Genomic DNA, 13,862 nt, shown 5'->3' with positions numbered 1-13,862 from the left:
ACTCAGTGGTGGCGAGGCTTGAGGATCGCCGGTTTTTCGTCGGGGGCGTTGCACAGCAGGTACAGGGCGGTCAGTGCTTCCGGGATCTGTACGATCATGTCGTCCATCAGGTTGGCATCGCTGGCGATATCGGCGAACTCAGGTTGGTCGTCGAACAGACCGGAACCGACCATGATCGGCAGCAGCATTTCGCTGACTTCTTCTTCGGCGGTTTCGAACCAGGCCGCTTCGCGCAGGAATACGCCTTCCATGAAACCGATGCACCAGCCGCGCAGGTCGGAGTCATCCGGCTCCTCGCCGAGGTCGAGGTCGCATGGCAGCTCGAATTCTTCATCGGACGCCAGTTGGCGGGAGATGTGGGCCTTGAGCTGGACCAGGGTTTCTTCGATTTCGGTGCGCTGGGCCTCGTCCTTGTAATGAGGTTCTTCGGCGAACAGCGCGTCGATCCATTCGCGATCAGGTACCGGCTCCGAGCAGATCGACAGCGCGGTCAGGTAGCCGTGGGCGGCCACATAGTCCAGCGCCTCGTCATGCAGCTCATCGGCATCGAGGAAGGCTTGCAGGCGGTTTAGTTGCTCAGCGAAGGACATTGAAAGACTACCTTGGGAATAAACGATGCTGAATTCTAGGCTTTCTTGAGCGTGCAGGCCAGCCGCACTGCATATTTGCAAGGTTTTCAGATGGGCCGCTATTCGTCAGTGGCGCCCTTTGCCGCAGAGTGCTCGGGTATACTGCCGCGTTTTGTGATGCCCCTGCAGGCCGGAGGTGGTTGCGGGAAAAGTTCGCTTACGGATTATTTTCCGGCCGGGCGCGCTTTTTCAGCCAGCCTGTACAGAGGGATTTCGGTGGAATTTGGAGTTTTTCATGCTTGAACAGGCTCAACGCGTCCTCAAGGACATCTTCGGCTACGACAGCTTTCGTGGCCGCCAGGGTGCGATCATTGAGCGCGTGGCCAGCGGTGGTGATGCGCTGGTCCTGATGCCTACCGGTGGCGGCAAGTCGTTGTGCTTCCAGGTGCCTGCATTGTTGCGCGAAGGGCTGGCAGTGGTGGTCTCGCCGTTGATCGCGCTGATGGACGATCAAGTGGCTACCCTGGAAGAACTGGGTGTCGCCGCCGCTGCATTGAACTCGACCCTGAGCGCCGAACAGCAACGCGACCTGGCCGCGCGGATCCGCCGTGGTGAAGTGAAGATGCTCTACCTGGCGCCCGAGCGCCTGGTGCAGCCGCGGATGCTGGCGTTTTTGCAGAGCCTGGAAATCTCCCTGTTCGCCATCGACGAGGCCCACTGCGTGTCCCAATGGGGTCACGATTTCCGGCGTGAATACCTGCAACTGGGGCAACTGGCCGAACTGTTCCCCAATGTGCCGCGCATCGCCCTGACTGCCACGGCCGACAAGCGCACCCGCGAAGAAATCGTCGAGCGCCTGCACCTGCAGAATGCCGAGCGTTTTCTCTCCAGCTTCGACCGTCCCAATATCTTTTATCGCATCGTACCCAAGGAGCAGCCGCGCAAGCAGTTGCTGGCGTTCCTTTCGGAGCGGCGCAGCGATGCCGGCATTGTCTACTGCCTGTCGCGCAAGAAGGTCGATGAAGTGGCCGCGTTCCTCTGTGAGCAGGGCTATCCCGCATTGCCGTATCACGCCGGCCTGCCCAACGAGTTGCGGGCCTATCATCAGAAGCGCTTCCTCAACGAGGAGGGCCTGATTATGGTGGCGACTATTGCGTTTGGCATGGGCATCGACAAGTCCAACGTGCGCTTTGTCGCTCACATGGACCTGCCCAAGTCCCTTGAGGCGTACTACCAGGAAACCGGGCGTGCCGGCCGTGATGGCCTGCCGGCGGACGCGTGGATGGTCTACGGCCTGCAAGATGTGGTGATGCTCAAGCAGATGCTGCAGAACTCCGAAGGCGATGAGCGCCACAAGCGCCTGGAGCAGCACAAGCTCGATGCCATGCTGTCGCTGTGTGAAGAAACCCGCTGCCGTCGCCAGACCCTGCTCGCGTATTTCGACGAAGACATGCCCCAGCCGTGCGGGCATTGCGATAACTGCGTGGACGGCGTGCAGACCTGGGATGCCACCGAGCCGGCGCGCCAGGGCCTATCGGCGATCTTCCGTACTGGCCAGCGTTATGGTGTTGGTCATCTGGTCGATGTGCTGCTGGGCAAGGACAACGAAAAAATCCGCAGCTTTGGTCACCAGCACCTGTCGGTGTATGGCGTGGGCAAGGCGCGTGCCGAAGGCGAATGGCGCTCGCTGTTCCGCCAGATGGTGGCCCGTGGCCTGGTGGATATCGACCTCGAAGGCTATGGCGGCTTGCGCCTGAACGACAGTTGCCGGCCACTGCTCAAGGGCGAGGTCAGCCTGGAGCTGCGCCGCGACCTCAAGCCGCAGACCACTGCCAAGTCCAACAGCACCAGCCAGGCCAGCCAACTGGTGCGTGGCGAAGAACGCGAACAGTGGGAAGCCCTGCGTGCATTGCGCCGCAAGCTGGCGCAAGAGCACAGCGTGCCGCCTTACGTCATCTTCCCCGACTCCACCTTGCTGGAGATGTTGCGCGAGCAGCCCACCACCATGGCCGAAATGGCCAGGGTCAGTGGTGTTGGCGCGCGCAAGCTGGAGCGTTATGGCCAGGCCTTCCTGGAAGTCCTTGGCGGCCAGGCCGAGGCGCCGAAGGAAGTCGCCGATATCCGCCACGAGCTGATCAGCCTGGCCCGTGCCGGTATGACACCGATCCAGATTGCGGGGCAGTTGCAGTGCTCGGAAAAGAACGTCTACACCTTGCTGGCCGAGTCCATCGGCAAGCAGCAACTGTCACTGGAGCAGGCCCTCGACTTGCCGGAAGACTTGCTCGGTGAAATCCAGGACGCGTTTCTCGACGGCGAAGGCGAATTACCACCTGTTTCCGATATAGCGCCGCTGTTTACCGGCCGGGTGCCCGAGGGCGTTTTGTACTGCGTACGGGCCGCTTTGCAGTCGGAATTCGAGATTTGATGCGTCAATTACGACAATGTAACGAATCAGTACATTGCAAACCTTGCCTACTGTCATGGGTCATGCTTAGCTGACTAATAATTAGCCACACTTTATTTTCAGTCTAACCCATGAGTTTTTTATGCCGTTAACCGATCAACACCGTTTTGGCATGCAGTTGGCGCAAATGTCCCGTGGCTGGCGCGCCGAACTGGATCGCCGCCTGGCGGGGCTGGGTTTGTCCCAGGCACGCTGGCTGGTACTGCTGCATCTTGCCCGCTTTGAAGAAGCGCCGACCCAGCGCGAATTGGCACAGAGTGTCGGGGTGGAAGGGCCCACATTGGCGCGTTTGCTCGATAGCCTGGAAGGCCAGGGCCTGGTGCAACGCCAGGCTGTGGTGGAAGATCGGCGTGCCAAGCGCATTGTGCTGTGTGATACCGCACGGCCATTGATCGAGCAGATCGAGACGATTGCTACTGCCTTGCGCCAGGAACTGTTCGTCGGTGTTGATGAAGAGGATATGCGGGTGTGCATGCGGGTGCACGGGCACATCCTGGCTAATCTGGAAAAGACCTGAGCCGACTACGCCGCTGATCAAAATGTGGGAGCAAGCCCGCTCCCACACAAGTTCGCTCCACATTGGTCAAGGGCTGTTTTAGAAGGTCTGGCCGAGGTTCAGGTACACCGCCTTCTGATTGTCATCATTAAACCCATAGCTGAAATTCAACGGCCCCAGCGGCGTATCGAACCCGAGGAAGATGCTCGCGGCATTGATGTAGCCACTGTCGAATTCATTGTCGTTGTTCCACGCCCGCCCGCGTTCCAGGGAGGCGCCCAGGTACAGTGGGAAATCCAGTGGCAAGTACGAACGTGGGGTCAGGCGGCGGTAGTAGACGGCGCGCATCAGGCTGATGTTCTGCCCGGAAATCGCATCCTGGCGGAACCCTGACAGTTGTCGCGCACCACCCAGCAGGAAGCTGGAGATCACCACGTCCGAATCGTCCAGAGTGCGCCCATAGCGCCCGCCCAGCACCAGGGTGTCCGGACCGTGGCTCATGGCCTTGTCCAGCTTGAGCTCCCATTGCCGGTAGCGCTGGTCAGAGCCCAGGCCCGGTTCGAACTCACGGTAGGCCAGGCCAATATCCTCACCCGTGTGGGGGAAGTACACGTTGTCCAGGGAGTCGAACGAGTACTTGAGCTCATAGAAACCCTCGCTGAAGCTCACACTTGGCAAGTCGCGGTCGCCGATGCGCACATCGGCCTTGCCCCAGGCTTCGCCGACGCCGAAGCGAATTTCGCCGTTGTTACCAATCTGTCGGCCGACGTTCAGGCCAAAACCATAGCGTTCCAGACGGTATTCAGAGATCGGATCGTTATCCAGGATCAGTTCGACGTTTTGCGCCTGGGCGCTGATATAGGGCGCGACGAAATAGCGTGAGCCGGTATCCATCGGCTGATAGAACTCGCTGTACAGCTCCTGGCGATCACCGATCTGCACCCGTGTCAGCCATTCGGCACCGAGGCGGTTGATGCCATTGACGCGGTAGCTGGCGCCAAGGTTGAAGGCACTGTCACCGCGCATATCATCGGACAGGTTGAGCCCCAGGCGCAGGTAGTCGGTGCCGCTGCGTTTACCGCGCGCGCTGATGACCAGGGTGTTGTCCGGACCTTTCTTCACTACCCGGTATTGCACCTGTTCGAAGTAATCCAGGCCGTACAGGGTGCCCATGTCTGATTGCAGGCGGGCCAGGTTCAGCGGTTCGCCAATCGGCTGGCGGATGTAGTAGCGGATCACGTCGTCGCCGACTTTCGAGTCGTTCTCCACCCTGATCGCGGTCACTATCGGGTTACGTTGGCCGGGCGTGCGGGCGGCGGTCAGTTCGGCATCTACTGAGCCTGTGGGGCGCAGGCGTGCCAGGCGGGTATCCAGCGCGCGGGTGGCGCGGTAGCCGGCGTCGATCATGTCCTCGGCGCGGCCAAAGTCGGTCACGCCATAAGCGGCCAATGGCGGCTGGATCAGCACGTCGCCGGGCTGCAGGGCCTTGAGTTGTTCTTCGGAGTTCTTGCGGGTCATCAGGGTGATGGATTGGTTGAGTACGTCCACCACCGTCGCCAGTTGCTTGCGGCTGCGCAGCGGCGTGCCGATATCCACCACGATGGCGATATCGACCCCCATCTCCCGCGCCACATCCAGGGGGATGTTGTCGGTCATGCCGCCGTCCACCAGTAGGCGGCCGTCCAGCTCCACCGGGGCGAACACCGCTGGGATCGACATGCTGGCGCGAATCACCTGGGGCAGGTGGCCTTTGCGAAACACCACTTTTTCGCCACTGGTGATATCGGTGGCCACGGCGCGAAAGGGGATTGGCAGTTTGTCGAAGTCGCGGGTGTCGCTGCTGTGGGCGAACATGCTTTCGAGCAACAGCGCCAGGTTCTGGCCCTGGATCACGCCCAGGGGCAGGCCGAGGCTGCCATCGTCGCGAAAGCTCAGCTTCTGCTTGATCAGGAAGTCCCGATCATCCTGCTTGCGCCGGAACGGTACGTCTTCCCTGGGCGGGGCATCGGACAATGCCAGTTGCCAGTCGATGCTCAGTGCGAGCTTTTCCAGTTCGTCGATCTTGTAGCCTGACGCATAGAGCCCGCCAATCACCGCGCCCATGCTGGTGCCGGCAATGGCGTCGATGTGAATACCTTGCTCCTCCAGGGCCTTGAGCACACCAATGTGCGCCAGGCCACGGGCGGCGCCGCCGGAGAGCACCAGGCCGATCTTCGGGCGTGGTGCTTCAACGGCTTGGGCAAGGAGAGGGAGCAGGCACAGCAGCAGGCAGGACAACAGGCGGCGCATCATCAATCTCGGGGCTGGACGGCAAAGGTCGGTATTATAGCCATCCGATTCCCCTGTCTCGTCATCTCAGGAGTTCTTCATTTTATGTCTGCGTCCAAGCCCGAGATTGTTATCACCTATTGCACCCAGTGCCAGTGGCTGCTGCGCGCCGCGTGGCTGGCCCAGGAACTGCTGAGCACGTTTGCTGACGACCTCGGCAAAGTGGCACTGGAACCGGCGACCGGCGGGGCATTTCGGATTACCTGTGACGGCGTGCAGATCTGGGAGCGCAAGGCCGATGGCGGGTTCCCGGAGGCCAAGGTGCTCAAGCAACGGGTGCGCGACCAGATTGATCCGCAGCGCGACCTGGGCCACAACGATCGCGTGCAGTAAAAGGCACTGCCGGCGCTGGGCCGGCAGTGACGGGCGGTTTATTTGGCCGCCATCTTGTTTTTGATCCAGCCGACGACAAACGTCAACACCAGGCCGCCCACGCCCCCGCCGACGATATTGCTGCCGACGGCGGCAATATCCAGCGCGCCCCCGGCGGGCATGCCAGTGATGGCTGCGAGGATCTGCCCCAGCACCAGGCCGCCGACGCCGCCGACCACGGTATTGAGCCCGGAGCCCAGGCCTTGCTTGCTCAGGCCAGCGATATTGCCGCCGACTGCGCCACTGATGATCTGAATGATCAGGGTGATGAACATGTCCATGGTGAAACTCCTGCGTAACGTTAGGGGAGTGACCACTCGCATGCAGCAACTTCAAGGACCACGGCTGTCGTCGAGGAGTCTGTATCCGTTGAACGACTGCTGACTGTTGCGGATACAAAAAGTATAGATCAGGCCACGACTGCCGGCTGTTTGGCCTTGGCGGGGCGGCTCATCAGGCCGGAGACGACGATGGCGGCAATGATCAGCGTGCCGCCGAGCAGCATGCGCAAGGTCGGGTTTTCGCCAAACAGCAACCAGGCCACGGTGATGCCGTACACCGGCTCCATGGCGAACACCACCGCCGCGGTGCGTGCCTTGAGCACTTTGAGGCTGGCGACAAACAGGCTGTGGGCCAGGCCGGTACAGAACACCCCCAGCAGACCGATCCACAGCCAGTCCAGGGCGCGCACTTCGCTGAGACCGGGTGCGGCAACGGGCAATAGGCACAGCGCCACCACCACGTTCTGGCACAGTGCGGCCTGTACCGGCGGGATGCTGCCGCTGGCCCGGTTGTTCAACGACAGCAGCGAGAACAATAGACCGGAGGCCACGGCCCAGATCAGGCCGCTGGTGGCCTGGCTGGCGAGGTCGAAGTCCGGGGTGACCAGCACCAGGCCGACGCTGACCAGCACCACCAGCACCATTTCATTGGCGCGGATCCGCTCGCGGAAGATCAACCCTTCGAGAATCACGGTGAACGCCGGGAACGTGGCAAAACCCAACGTTGCAATCGCCACCCCGGCCACTTTCACCGCAATAAAGAAACTCACCCAATGCCCGGCCAGCAGCAAGCCGCTGAGCAACAGGCGCCGCAAGTCGGTGCTGTAGAGTTTTTGCCACGGCGTGCTGCTGGCAAAGCGCGCGAACAGCGCCAGGGCGAGCACTGCGAAAGCGGCGCGACCAAACACGATAATGCTCGGCGAGGCGGCGGCGAGCTTGCCGAAGACGCCGGTGAGGCCAAACATCAATGCACCAATATGCAAGGCGCCGAGGGCAGTGCGCGGAGTCATGACAGTCCTTAAAACAGTAAACAGGCAGGCATCCAGTCTAGAGCGGCGTGCGCTGGGGTGTCTGTCGTGGGAATCGCCGGTTTTATCGCAGGACTAGCGCCCGTTGTCGAGCCGACGCAGGGCTCCGGGAGAGTGGCCGAACGCACGCAAGACAGCGGCAGCAAATGCGCTTTGCGAGCCATAGCCGACCTGCGCAGCGATCTCGCCAATCGGCAGGAGGGTGTCGCGCAGCAGCCCACGGGCCATTTGCAGGCGACGGGTGCGAATATAGTCCATGGGCGTCAGCCCGCATTCGGCGATAAAACGTGCATGGAGGCGGGCGACGGAGATATCTGCCAGGCGCGCCAGATCCGCGACTTGCAGCGGGTAGGCTGCATGCCGGTCGATATGGGCGTTGAATGCGCCATAGGGCAGGCGTCGTGCCCCTTGCTGGGCGGGCGATTGGCCATTGAGGGTTGCCAGCAGCAAGACCGCGCCTTGCTGGGCGATCAATGGGTCGTCCAGTGTGCTACCCGCCAGCCAGTTGACCAATTGGCCTTGCCGGGTATCCAGTGTCACCCGTTGCGGTTGATCCAGCAGGCGCCGGCTGGCATCCGCGTGTTCGCCCAAAGATTGCACCAGCCAGTGTTCGTCGGGCACATCCAGCACCAGGCATTGGCTGCCCCGGGGGCTGCCACAGCTGTGATGGGTGGAGAAGGGCAGGACCATCACCCCTTGCGGGCGGATTTCGCCGCCGATGCCTTCCACCTCGAAATCCAGGCAGCCGGCCAGGCCGAACACCAGTTGCGCATGGTCGTGGCTATGGGCAATCAGATCATGGGTGTAATGGCGTAGCGTGAGGGTCGGTCTCATCGCAATCTCCCGGGCAGGCCGGCAGTTTACACCGAGCGATGAGTGGCAGGTGCTGTCATCTGACTGACGCAAGACTGTCATGGGCTATTAATTGCCCGGGAGCAAGCTGGCGAAAACACCCTTGAGGTATGCCCATGACCAGCGCCGAGCTCGCCAAACCCAGCCGCAAGCAACGGGTTCGTACCCTGTGGATCTCCGACGTGCACCTGGGCACCCGGGATTGCCAGGCCGAACACCTGTCGCAGTTCCTCAAGGGCTACCACGCCGACAAGGTGTACCTGGTGGGCGATATCATCGACGGCTGGAAAATGCGCGGCGGCATGTATTGGCCCCAGGCCCATACCAATGTGATCCGCCGCCTGCTGACCATGAGCAAGCGCGGCACCGAGGTGATCTACGTCACCGGTAACCACGACGAGTTCCTGCGCCGCTATTCAAAGCTGATCCTGGGCAATATCCAGTTGGTCGACGAAGCGGTGCATGTGACCGCCGATGGCCGGCATCTGCTGGTGATCCACGGCGACCAGTTCGACGTGATCACCCGTTACCACCGCTGGCTGGCGTTTCTTGGCGACTCTGCCTACGAATTCACCCTGACCCTCAACCGCTGGCTGAACCACTGGCGGGCGCGCTACGGCTACGGTTACTGGTCGCTGTCGGCGTACCTCAAGCACAAAGTGAAAACTGCGGTGAGCTTTATCAGTGACTTCGAGGAAGCCATCGCCCATGAAGTGACCAAGCGCGAGTTGCACGGCGTGGTGTGCGGGCATATCCACCACGCGGAGATTCGCAAGGTGGGCGAGGTGGACTACCTCAACTGCGGGGATTGGGTGGAATCGTGCACCGCGTTGATCGAGCACTGGGATGGGCATATCGAGCTGTATCGACTGGCGGATGCCCAGGCCAAAGAGGCGCAGGTCAAGGCCGAGATGGTAGCGGGCTGAAGATCGCCTCGGTCAAAAAATGTGGGAGCGGCGGTGCGACGATTCGACTTGCTCGCGAATGCGGTGGGTCAGTGATGGATAGGTTGACTGATACACCGCATTCGCGAGCAAGCCCGCTCCCACATTTGATTCGGTTTCGTCAGTTGCGGCACACGTCTGCAATGGCCTCGGCCAGCAGACCCAGGCGCGTCTCATCAATCCCGGCGACGTTGGCCCGTCCGGAGTTGACCATGTACACGCTGTGTTTTTCCCGCAGCTGTTTCACCTGTTCGGCGCTGAGGCCGGTGTAGGAAAACATCCCGCGCTGCACGCCGACATGGGCAAAACGCTCGGCCAATCCATGGGGCACCAGCGCTTCTACCAACCCCGAACGCAACTGCGCGATGCGCGAGCGCATGCCTTCGACTTCTGCGCTCCAGAGCTGTTTGAGCTCGGTGTCACCCAAGATGGTGGCGACTACCGCCGCACCATGGTCCGGTGGGGTCGACCACAGGTTACGCGCGATAAACGCCAGTTGGCTGCGCACATCCAGCAGTTTCTCGGCATCGTGGGCGCAGACAATCAGCGAGCCCACGCGGTCGCTGTACAAGCCAAAGTTCTTCGAGCAAGAGCTGGTGATCAGTACTTCGGGCAGCTCATCGGCAAACAAGCGCACGGCCCACGCGTCCTGCTCCAGGCCGTCGCCAAAGCCCTGGTAGGCGAAGTCGATCATCGGCAGCAGTTGGCGCTCGCGTACGATCTGCAGCACCTGGCGCCAGTCATCCTGGGACAGGTCGAAACCGGTAGGGTTGTGGCAGCAGGCGTGCAGCAGCACCACGTCACCCTCGGGCACGGTGGCCAGGGTGGCGAGCATGGCTGGCACGTCCAGGCGGTTGTCACTGCCCACGTATGGGTAGTGGCTGACCTTGAGCCCGGCCTTGGCGAAGATGGTTTCGTGGATCGGCCACGTCGGGTTGCTCAACCACACGCCACGGCCGGGCAGGCTGTGGGCGATAAAGTCGGCGCTCAGGCGCAGGGCGCCGGTGCCGCCAGGGGTTTGCGTGGCGCCAGCGCGTTGTGCCTTGAGCAGCGCGGAGCCGGCGCCCAGCACCAGTTCACTGATCAGTCGGCCGAAAGCCGGGTCGCCATGGCCACCGATGTAGGTCTTGGTGGTTTGCTGGTCGACCAGGCGCTGTTCGGCGCGTTTCACCGCCTGCAGGATCGGGGTCAGGCCCTGGGCATCTTTATAGACACCCACGCCGAGGTCGAATTTTTGCGGGTTGGTGTCCTTGGCGTAGGACTCCATCAGCCCGAGGATCGGATCCCCAGGCACCCGGCCAATCGCGGCGAAATGCATCACTTGCGGCCCTCGGCATCCTTGGCCACTTCGTCGGTGCGTGCGGCCATGATGAAGTCGTTGCGGTGCAGGCCCTTGATGGAGTGGCTCCACCAGGTCACGGTGACTTTGCCCCATTCGGTCAGCAGGCCCGGATGGTGGCCTTCGGCCTCGGAGATCTCGCCCATGGCGTTGGTAAAGGCCAGGGCGAATTTGAAGTTCTTGAACAGGAATACTTTTTCCAGCTGCATCACGCCGTCGCGCACTTCGATGTTCCAGTCGGGGATCTGCTTGATCAACACCGGCAGTTCTTCGTCGCTGACTTGTGGGGCGTCGGCGCGGCAGGCTTCGCAATGGGCTTGGTTCAAGGTGGTCATAAAGGTGTTCCTGAAATCGAGTATGTGGAATTCGGTTGCCAGTGGCGTCACCCTAAAGCAACGCGCGGCCAGGGAACAGACTCACCTGGCCTTTAAAGTGGCAGTTCAAGCCGCCTTGGGCTTTGGGGGAAACTTCGGCGCGTGCAACCCCAGCTGCATGCCGCGCTCGACCATGCCCATGATGTCTTCCTGCGCCACTTCGAACAGGCGCTTGAGGTTGGGCAGGGCGAAATACAGCGGCTGCAGGATGTCGATGCGATACGGCGTGCGCATCGCTTCCAGCGGGTCGAAGGCTTGGTGCTCGGGCTCGTCCGACAGGCAGTACACCGTCTCCTTGGGCGAAGACAGAATGCCGCCACCGTAGATGCGCCGGCCTTGCGGCGTGTCCACCAGGCCGAACTCAATGGTCATCCAGTACAGGCGCGCCAGGTACACCCGTTGCTCCTTGGTGGCCGCGAGGCCGAGCTTGCCGTAGGTGTGGGTGAATTCGGCGAACCAGGGGTTGGTCAGCAGTGGGCAGTGGCCGAAGATCTCGTGGAAAATATCCGGTTCTTGCAGGTAATCCAGCTCTTCGCGGGTACGAATAAAGGTCGCCACCGGAAACTGCTTATTGGCCAGCAATTCAAAGAAAGTCTGGAAGGGAATCAGCGCCGGCACCCGCGCCACTTGCCAGCCGGTGGTCTCGGCCAGCACTTTGTTGATCTCCGCCAGTTGCGGAATACGGTCATGGGGCAGGCCGAGCTTGTCGATGCCGTCCAGGTATTCCTGGCAGGCGCGACCCTCGATCACTTTCAGCTGGCGAGTGATCAGGGTGTTCCACACCGCATGTTCTTCGGGCGGGTAGTGGATAAAACCTTGCGCATCGGGCTCGCGGGCCACGTATTGCGTCTGCTTCATACGGCTCTCCTGCTAGGCATTCGTTCTTGTTATGTCCTGCTATGGGCTTATTGATACTCCGCCTGGCCATGGATTCCACCTGCCTCCAAGGGAAGACTGTAGGAAAAAACGGCGATTTTTGTAAAGTATTCGTTACGGTTTTGCCGTTGCGCACGCTGCATTGCGATTTGTCGGTTTGAAAAGGTCGGTACCTGTCACATAATCTTGACGACTATCTGCGTCTGGCGATAAAAAGACGCAGCCCGATCAGCCCTCCTACAACAAACCGGGCCTTTACATGCGTATCAAAGTGCATTGCCAGAACCGCATCGGCATCCTGCGGGACATCCTCAACCTGCTGGTGGAGTACGGCGTCAACGTCGCCAAGGGCGAGGTCGGTGGCGAGCACGGCAATGCCATTTACCTGTATTGCCCGAATCTGGTGAACATGCAGTTCCAGGCCCTGCGCCCGCAATTCGAGGCGATTGCCGGGGTATTTGGCGTCAAGCGGGTAGGGCTGATGCCCAGCGAGCGTCGGCATATGGAGCTCAATGCCTTGCTGGGGGCGTTGGAATTCCCGGTACTGTCCATCGACATGGGCGGCTCGATTGTCGCGGCTAACCGGGCGGCGGCGCAGTTGCTCGGGGTGCGCGTGGATGAAGTGCCGGGCATTCCTTTGTCGCGCTACGCCGAGGACTTCGACCTGCCGGAACTGGTGCGCGCGAGCAAGTCGCGGATCAATGGCTTGCGGGTCAAGGTCAAGGGCGATGTGTTCCTGGCCGATATCGCGCCGTTGCAATCTTCCGAGCATGACGACAGCGAAGCCATGGCTGGCGCCGTGTTGACCTTGCACCGCGCCGACCGCGTCGGCGAGCGTATCTACAATGTGCGCAAGCAGGAACTGCGCGGTTTCGACAGCATTTTCCAAAGCTCCAAAGTGATGGCGGCGGTGGTACGTGAAGCCCGGCGCATGGCGCCCCTCGATGCGCCGCTGTTAATAGAAGGTGAAACCGGCACCGGCAAGGAACTGCTGGCGCGCGCCTGTCACCTGGCCAGCCCGCGTGGGCAGTCGCCGTTGATGGCGCTCAATTGCGCAGGTTTACCGGAGTCGATGGCCGAGACCGAACTGTTCGGCTACGGCCCCGGTGCGTTTGAAGGGGCGCGTGCAGAAGGTAAGCTCGGGCTGTTGGAGCTGACGGCGGGCGGTACGTTGTTTCTCGATGGCGTGGGCGAAATGAGCGCGCGGTTGCAGGTGAAGTTGCTGCGCTTTCTGCAGGACGGCTGCTTCCGCCGTGTAGGCAGCGATGAAGAGGTTTACCTGGATGTGCGGGTGATCTGCGCGACCCAGGTGGACTTGTCGGAGCTGTGTGCCCGCGGGGAGTTTCGCCAGGACCTGTATCACCGGCTCAATGTGTTGTCGTTGCATATCCCGCCGCTGCGCGAATGCCTCGACGGTTTGCCGCCGCTGGTCGAACACTTTATCGACCAGGCCAGCCGCTTGATTGGCTGCCCATTGCCCAAGCTGGCACCGGCGGCCATGGAGCGCCTCAGTCACTACCATTGGCCGGGCAATGTGCGGCAGTTGGAGAACGTGCTGTTCCAGGCGGTTTCGCTGTGTGAGGGCGGCACGATCAAGGCCGAGCATATTCGCTTGCCGGACTATGGCGTGCGCCAACCGCTTGGCGATTTTTCCCTTGAGGGAGGCCTGGAGGAGATTGTCGGGCGGTTTGAGAAAGCGGTGCTGGAAAGCCTGTATGCCGAGCATCCCAGCAGTCGCTTGCTGGGCAAGCGTCTGGGGGTTTCCCACACCACCATCGCCAACAAATTGCGCGATTACGCAGTGCTCAAGGCCGACAAATAACCCGCTGACACAACGGGATTAAAAATGTGGGAGCGGCGGTGCGACGATTCGACTTGCTCGCTCCCACAATGGATCTGTGTCCATGCCAGGGCCGGTGCTTGCCGCAAGCGGCAGAAC

The 13,862-nt window shown here is 61.3% G+C and carries 13 protein-coding genes; 5 read left to right on the top strand and 8 right to left on the bottom strand.

From position 1 onward, the window contains the following. Positions 1–2: 2 nt before the first annotated feature. Positions 3–590, bottom strand: coding sequence for a YecA/YgfB family protein (locus BFQ03_RS22595; protein ID WP_032857069.1), 588 nt, complete (start codon positions 588–590; stop codon positions 3–5). 274 nt (positions 591–864) lie between these two features. Here BFQ03_RS22595 and recQ point away from each other — a divergent pair, with 274 nt between their 5' ends. Continuing rightward, positions 865–2,994 (top strand): DNA helicase RecQ, encoded by a 2,130-nt coding sequence (gene recQ, locus BFQ03_RS22590; RefSeq protein ID WP_032857071.1) that lies wholly within the window; start codon positions 865–867, stop codon positions 2,992–2,994. Between the two features lie 121 nt (positions 2,995–3,115). After that, positions 3,116–3,550, top strand: a complete 435-nt coding sequence (locus BFQ03_RS22585; protein WP_032857073.1) for a MarR family transcriptional regulator — start codon at positions 3,116–3,118, stop codon at positions 3,548–3,550. A gap of 78 nt (positions 3,551–3,628) precedes the next feature. On the opposite strand, the gene BFQ03_RS22580 is transcribed toward BFQ03_RS22585, so the two are convergent. After that, on the bottom strand, positions 3,629–5,818 hold the full coding sequence (locus tag BFQ03_RS22580; protein ID WP_032857075.1) for a patatin-like phospholipase family protein: 2,190 nt from the start codon (positions 5,816–5,818) through the stop codon (positions 3,629–3,631). Positions 5,819–5,902: 84 nt separating this feature from the next. Here BFQ03_RS22580 and BFQ03_RS22575 point away from each other — a divergent pair, with 84 nt between their 5' ends. Beyond that, complete coding sequence (locus tag BFQ03_RS22575; RefSeq protein WP_032857076.1) at positions 5,903–6,190, top strand: Rdx family protein; 288 nt, start codon at positions 5,903–5,905, stop codon at positions 6,188–6,190. A gap of 38 nt (positions 6,191–6,228) precedes the next feature. Here the strand turns inward: BFQ03_RS22575 and BFQ03_RS22570 are convergent, their stop codons facing one another. From BFQ03_RS22570 to BFQ03_RS22560, 3 genes are all read right to left on the bottom strand, one after another. Then, the gene (locus tag BFQ03_RS22570) at positions 6,229–6,510 is read right to left on the bottom strand and encodes a hypothetical protein (protein WP_032857078.1); all 282 of its coding nucleotides are present in this window, start codon (positions 6,508–6,510) and stop codon (positions 6,229–6,231) included. 128 nt (positions 6,511–6,638) lie between these two features. After that, complete coding sequence (locus BFQ03_RS22565; RefSeq protein ID WP_065944057.1) at positions 6,639–7,520, bottom strand: DMT family transporter; 882 nt, start codon at positions 7,518–7,520, stop codon at positions 6,639–6,641. 93 nt (positions 7,521–7,613) lie between these two features. Further along, entirely contained in the window at positions 7,614–8,372 is a 759-nt protein-coding gene (locus BFQ03_RS22560; RefSeq protein WP_032857081.1) for a helix-turn-helix transcriptional regulator, read from the bottom strand. Positions 8,373–8,506: 134 nt separating this feature from the next. On the opposite strand from BFQ03_RS22560, the gene BFQ03_RS22555 reads away from it, so the two are divergent. Then, the gene (locus tag BFQ03_RS22555; protein ID WP_032857082.1) at positions 8,507–9,316 is read left to right on the top strand and encodes a UDP-2,3-diacylglucosamine diphosphatase; all 810 of its coding nucleotides are present in this window, start codon (positions 8,507–8,509) and stop codon (positions 9,314–9,316) included. Positions 9,317–9,455: 139 nt separating this feature from the next. Here BFQ03_RS22555 and BFQ03_RS22550 read toward each other — a convergent pair whose 3' ends face one another. The 3 genes from BFQ03_RS22550 to phhA form a co-directional block, all read right to left on the bottom strand. Next, positions 9,456–10,655 carry an amino acid aminotransferase gene (locus tag BFQ03_RS22550; protein WP_175403913.1) on the bottom strand — a complete coding sequence of 400 codons (1,200 nt, stop codon included), beginning with the start codon at positions 10,653–10,655 and terminating at the stop codon, positions 9,456–9,458. After that, positions 10,652–11,008: a 4a-hydroxytetrahydrobiopterin dehydratase gene (locus BFQ03_RS22545; RefSeq protein WP_017134918.1), complete on the bottom strand. Its 357-nt coding sequence runs from the start codon at positions 11,006–11,008 to the stop codon at positions 10,652–10,654. The genes BFQ03_RS22550 and BFQ03_RS22545 overlap by 4 nt, the downstream gene beginning before the upstream one ends. 105 nt (positions 11,009–11,113) lie before the next feature. Further along, positions 11,114–11,905, bottom strand: coding sequence for a phenylalanine 4-monooxygenase (phhA, locus tag BFQ03_RS22540; protein WP_032858996.1), 792 nt, complete (start codon positions 11,903–11,905; stop codon positions 11,114–11,116). 277 nt (positions 11,906–12,182) lie between these two features. Between phhA and BFQ03_RS22535 the strand changes: the two genes are divergently transcribed. Beyond that, positions 12,183–13,745 (top strand): sigma-54-dependent phenylalanine hydroxylase transcriptional regulator PhhR, encoded by a 1,563-nt coding sequence (locus BFQ03_RS22535; protein ID WP_029292472.1) that lies wholly within the window; start codon positions 12,183–12,185, stop codon positions 13,743–13,745. Positions 13,746–13,862: the final 117 nt, after the last annotated feature.

Origin of the sequence: Pseudomonas sp. 25 R 14, assembly GCF_900004755.1 — a bacterium.
GTDB lineage: Bacteria > Pseudomonadota > Gammaproteobacteria > Pseudomonadales > Pseudomonadaceae > Aquipseudomonas > Aquipseudomonas brenneri.
Note: the sequence above shows the minus strand (reverse complement) of the source record. Positions and strands in the feature narration are given on the sequence as shown.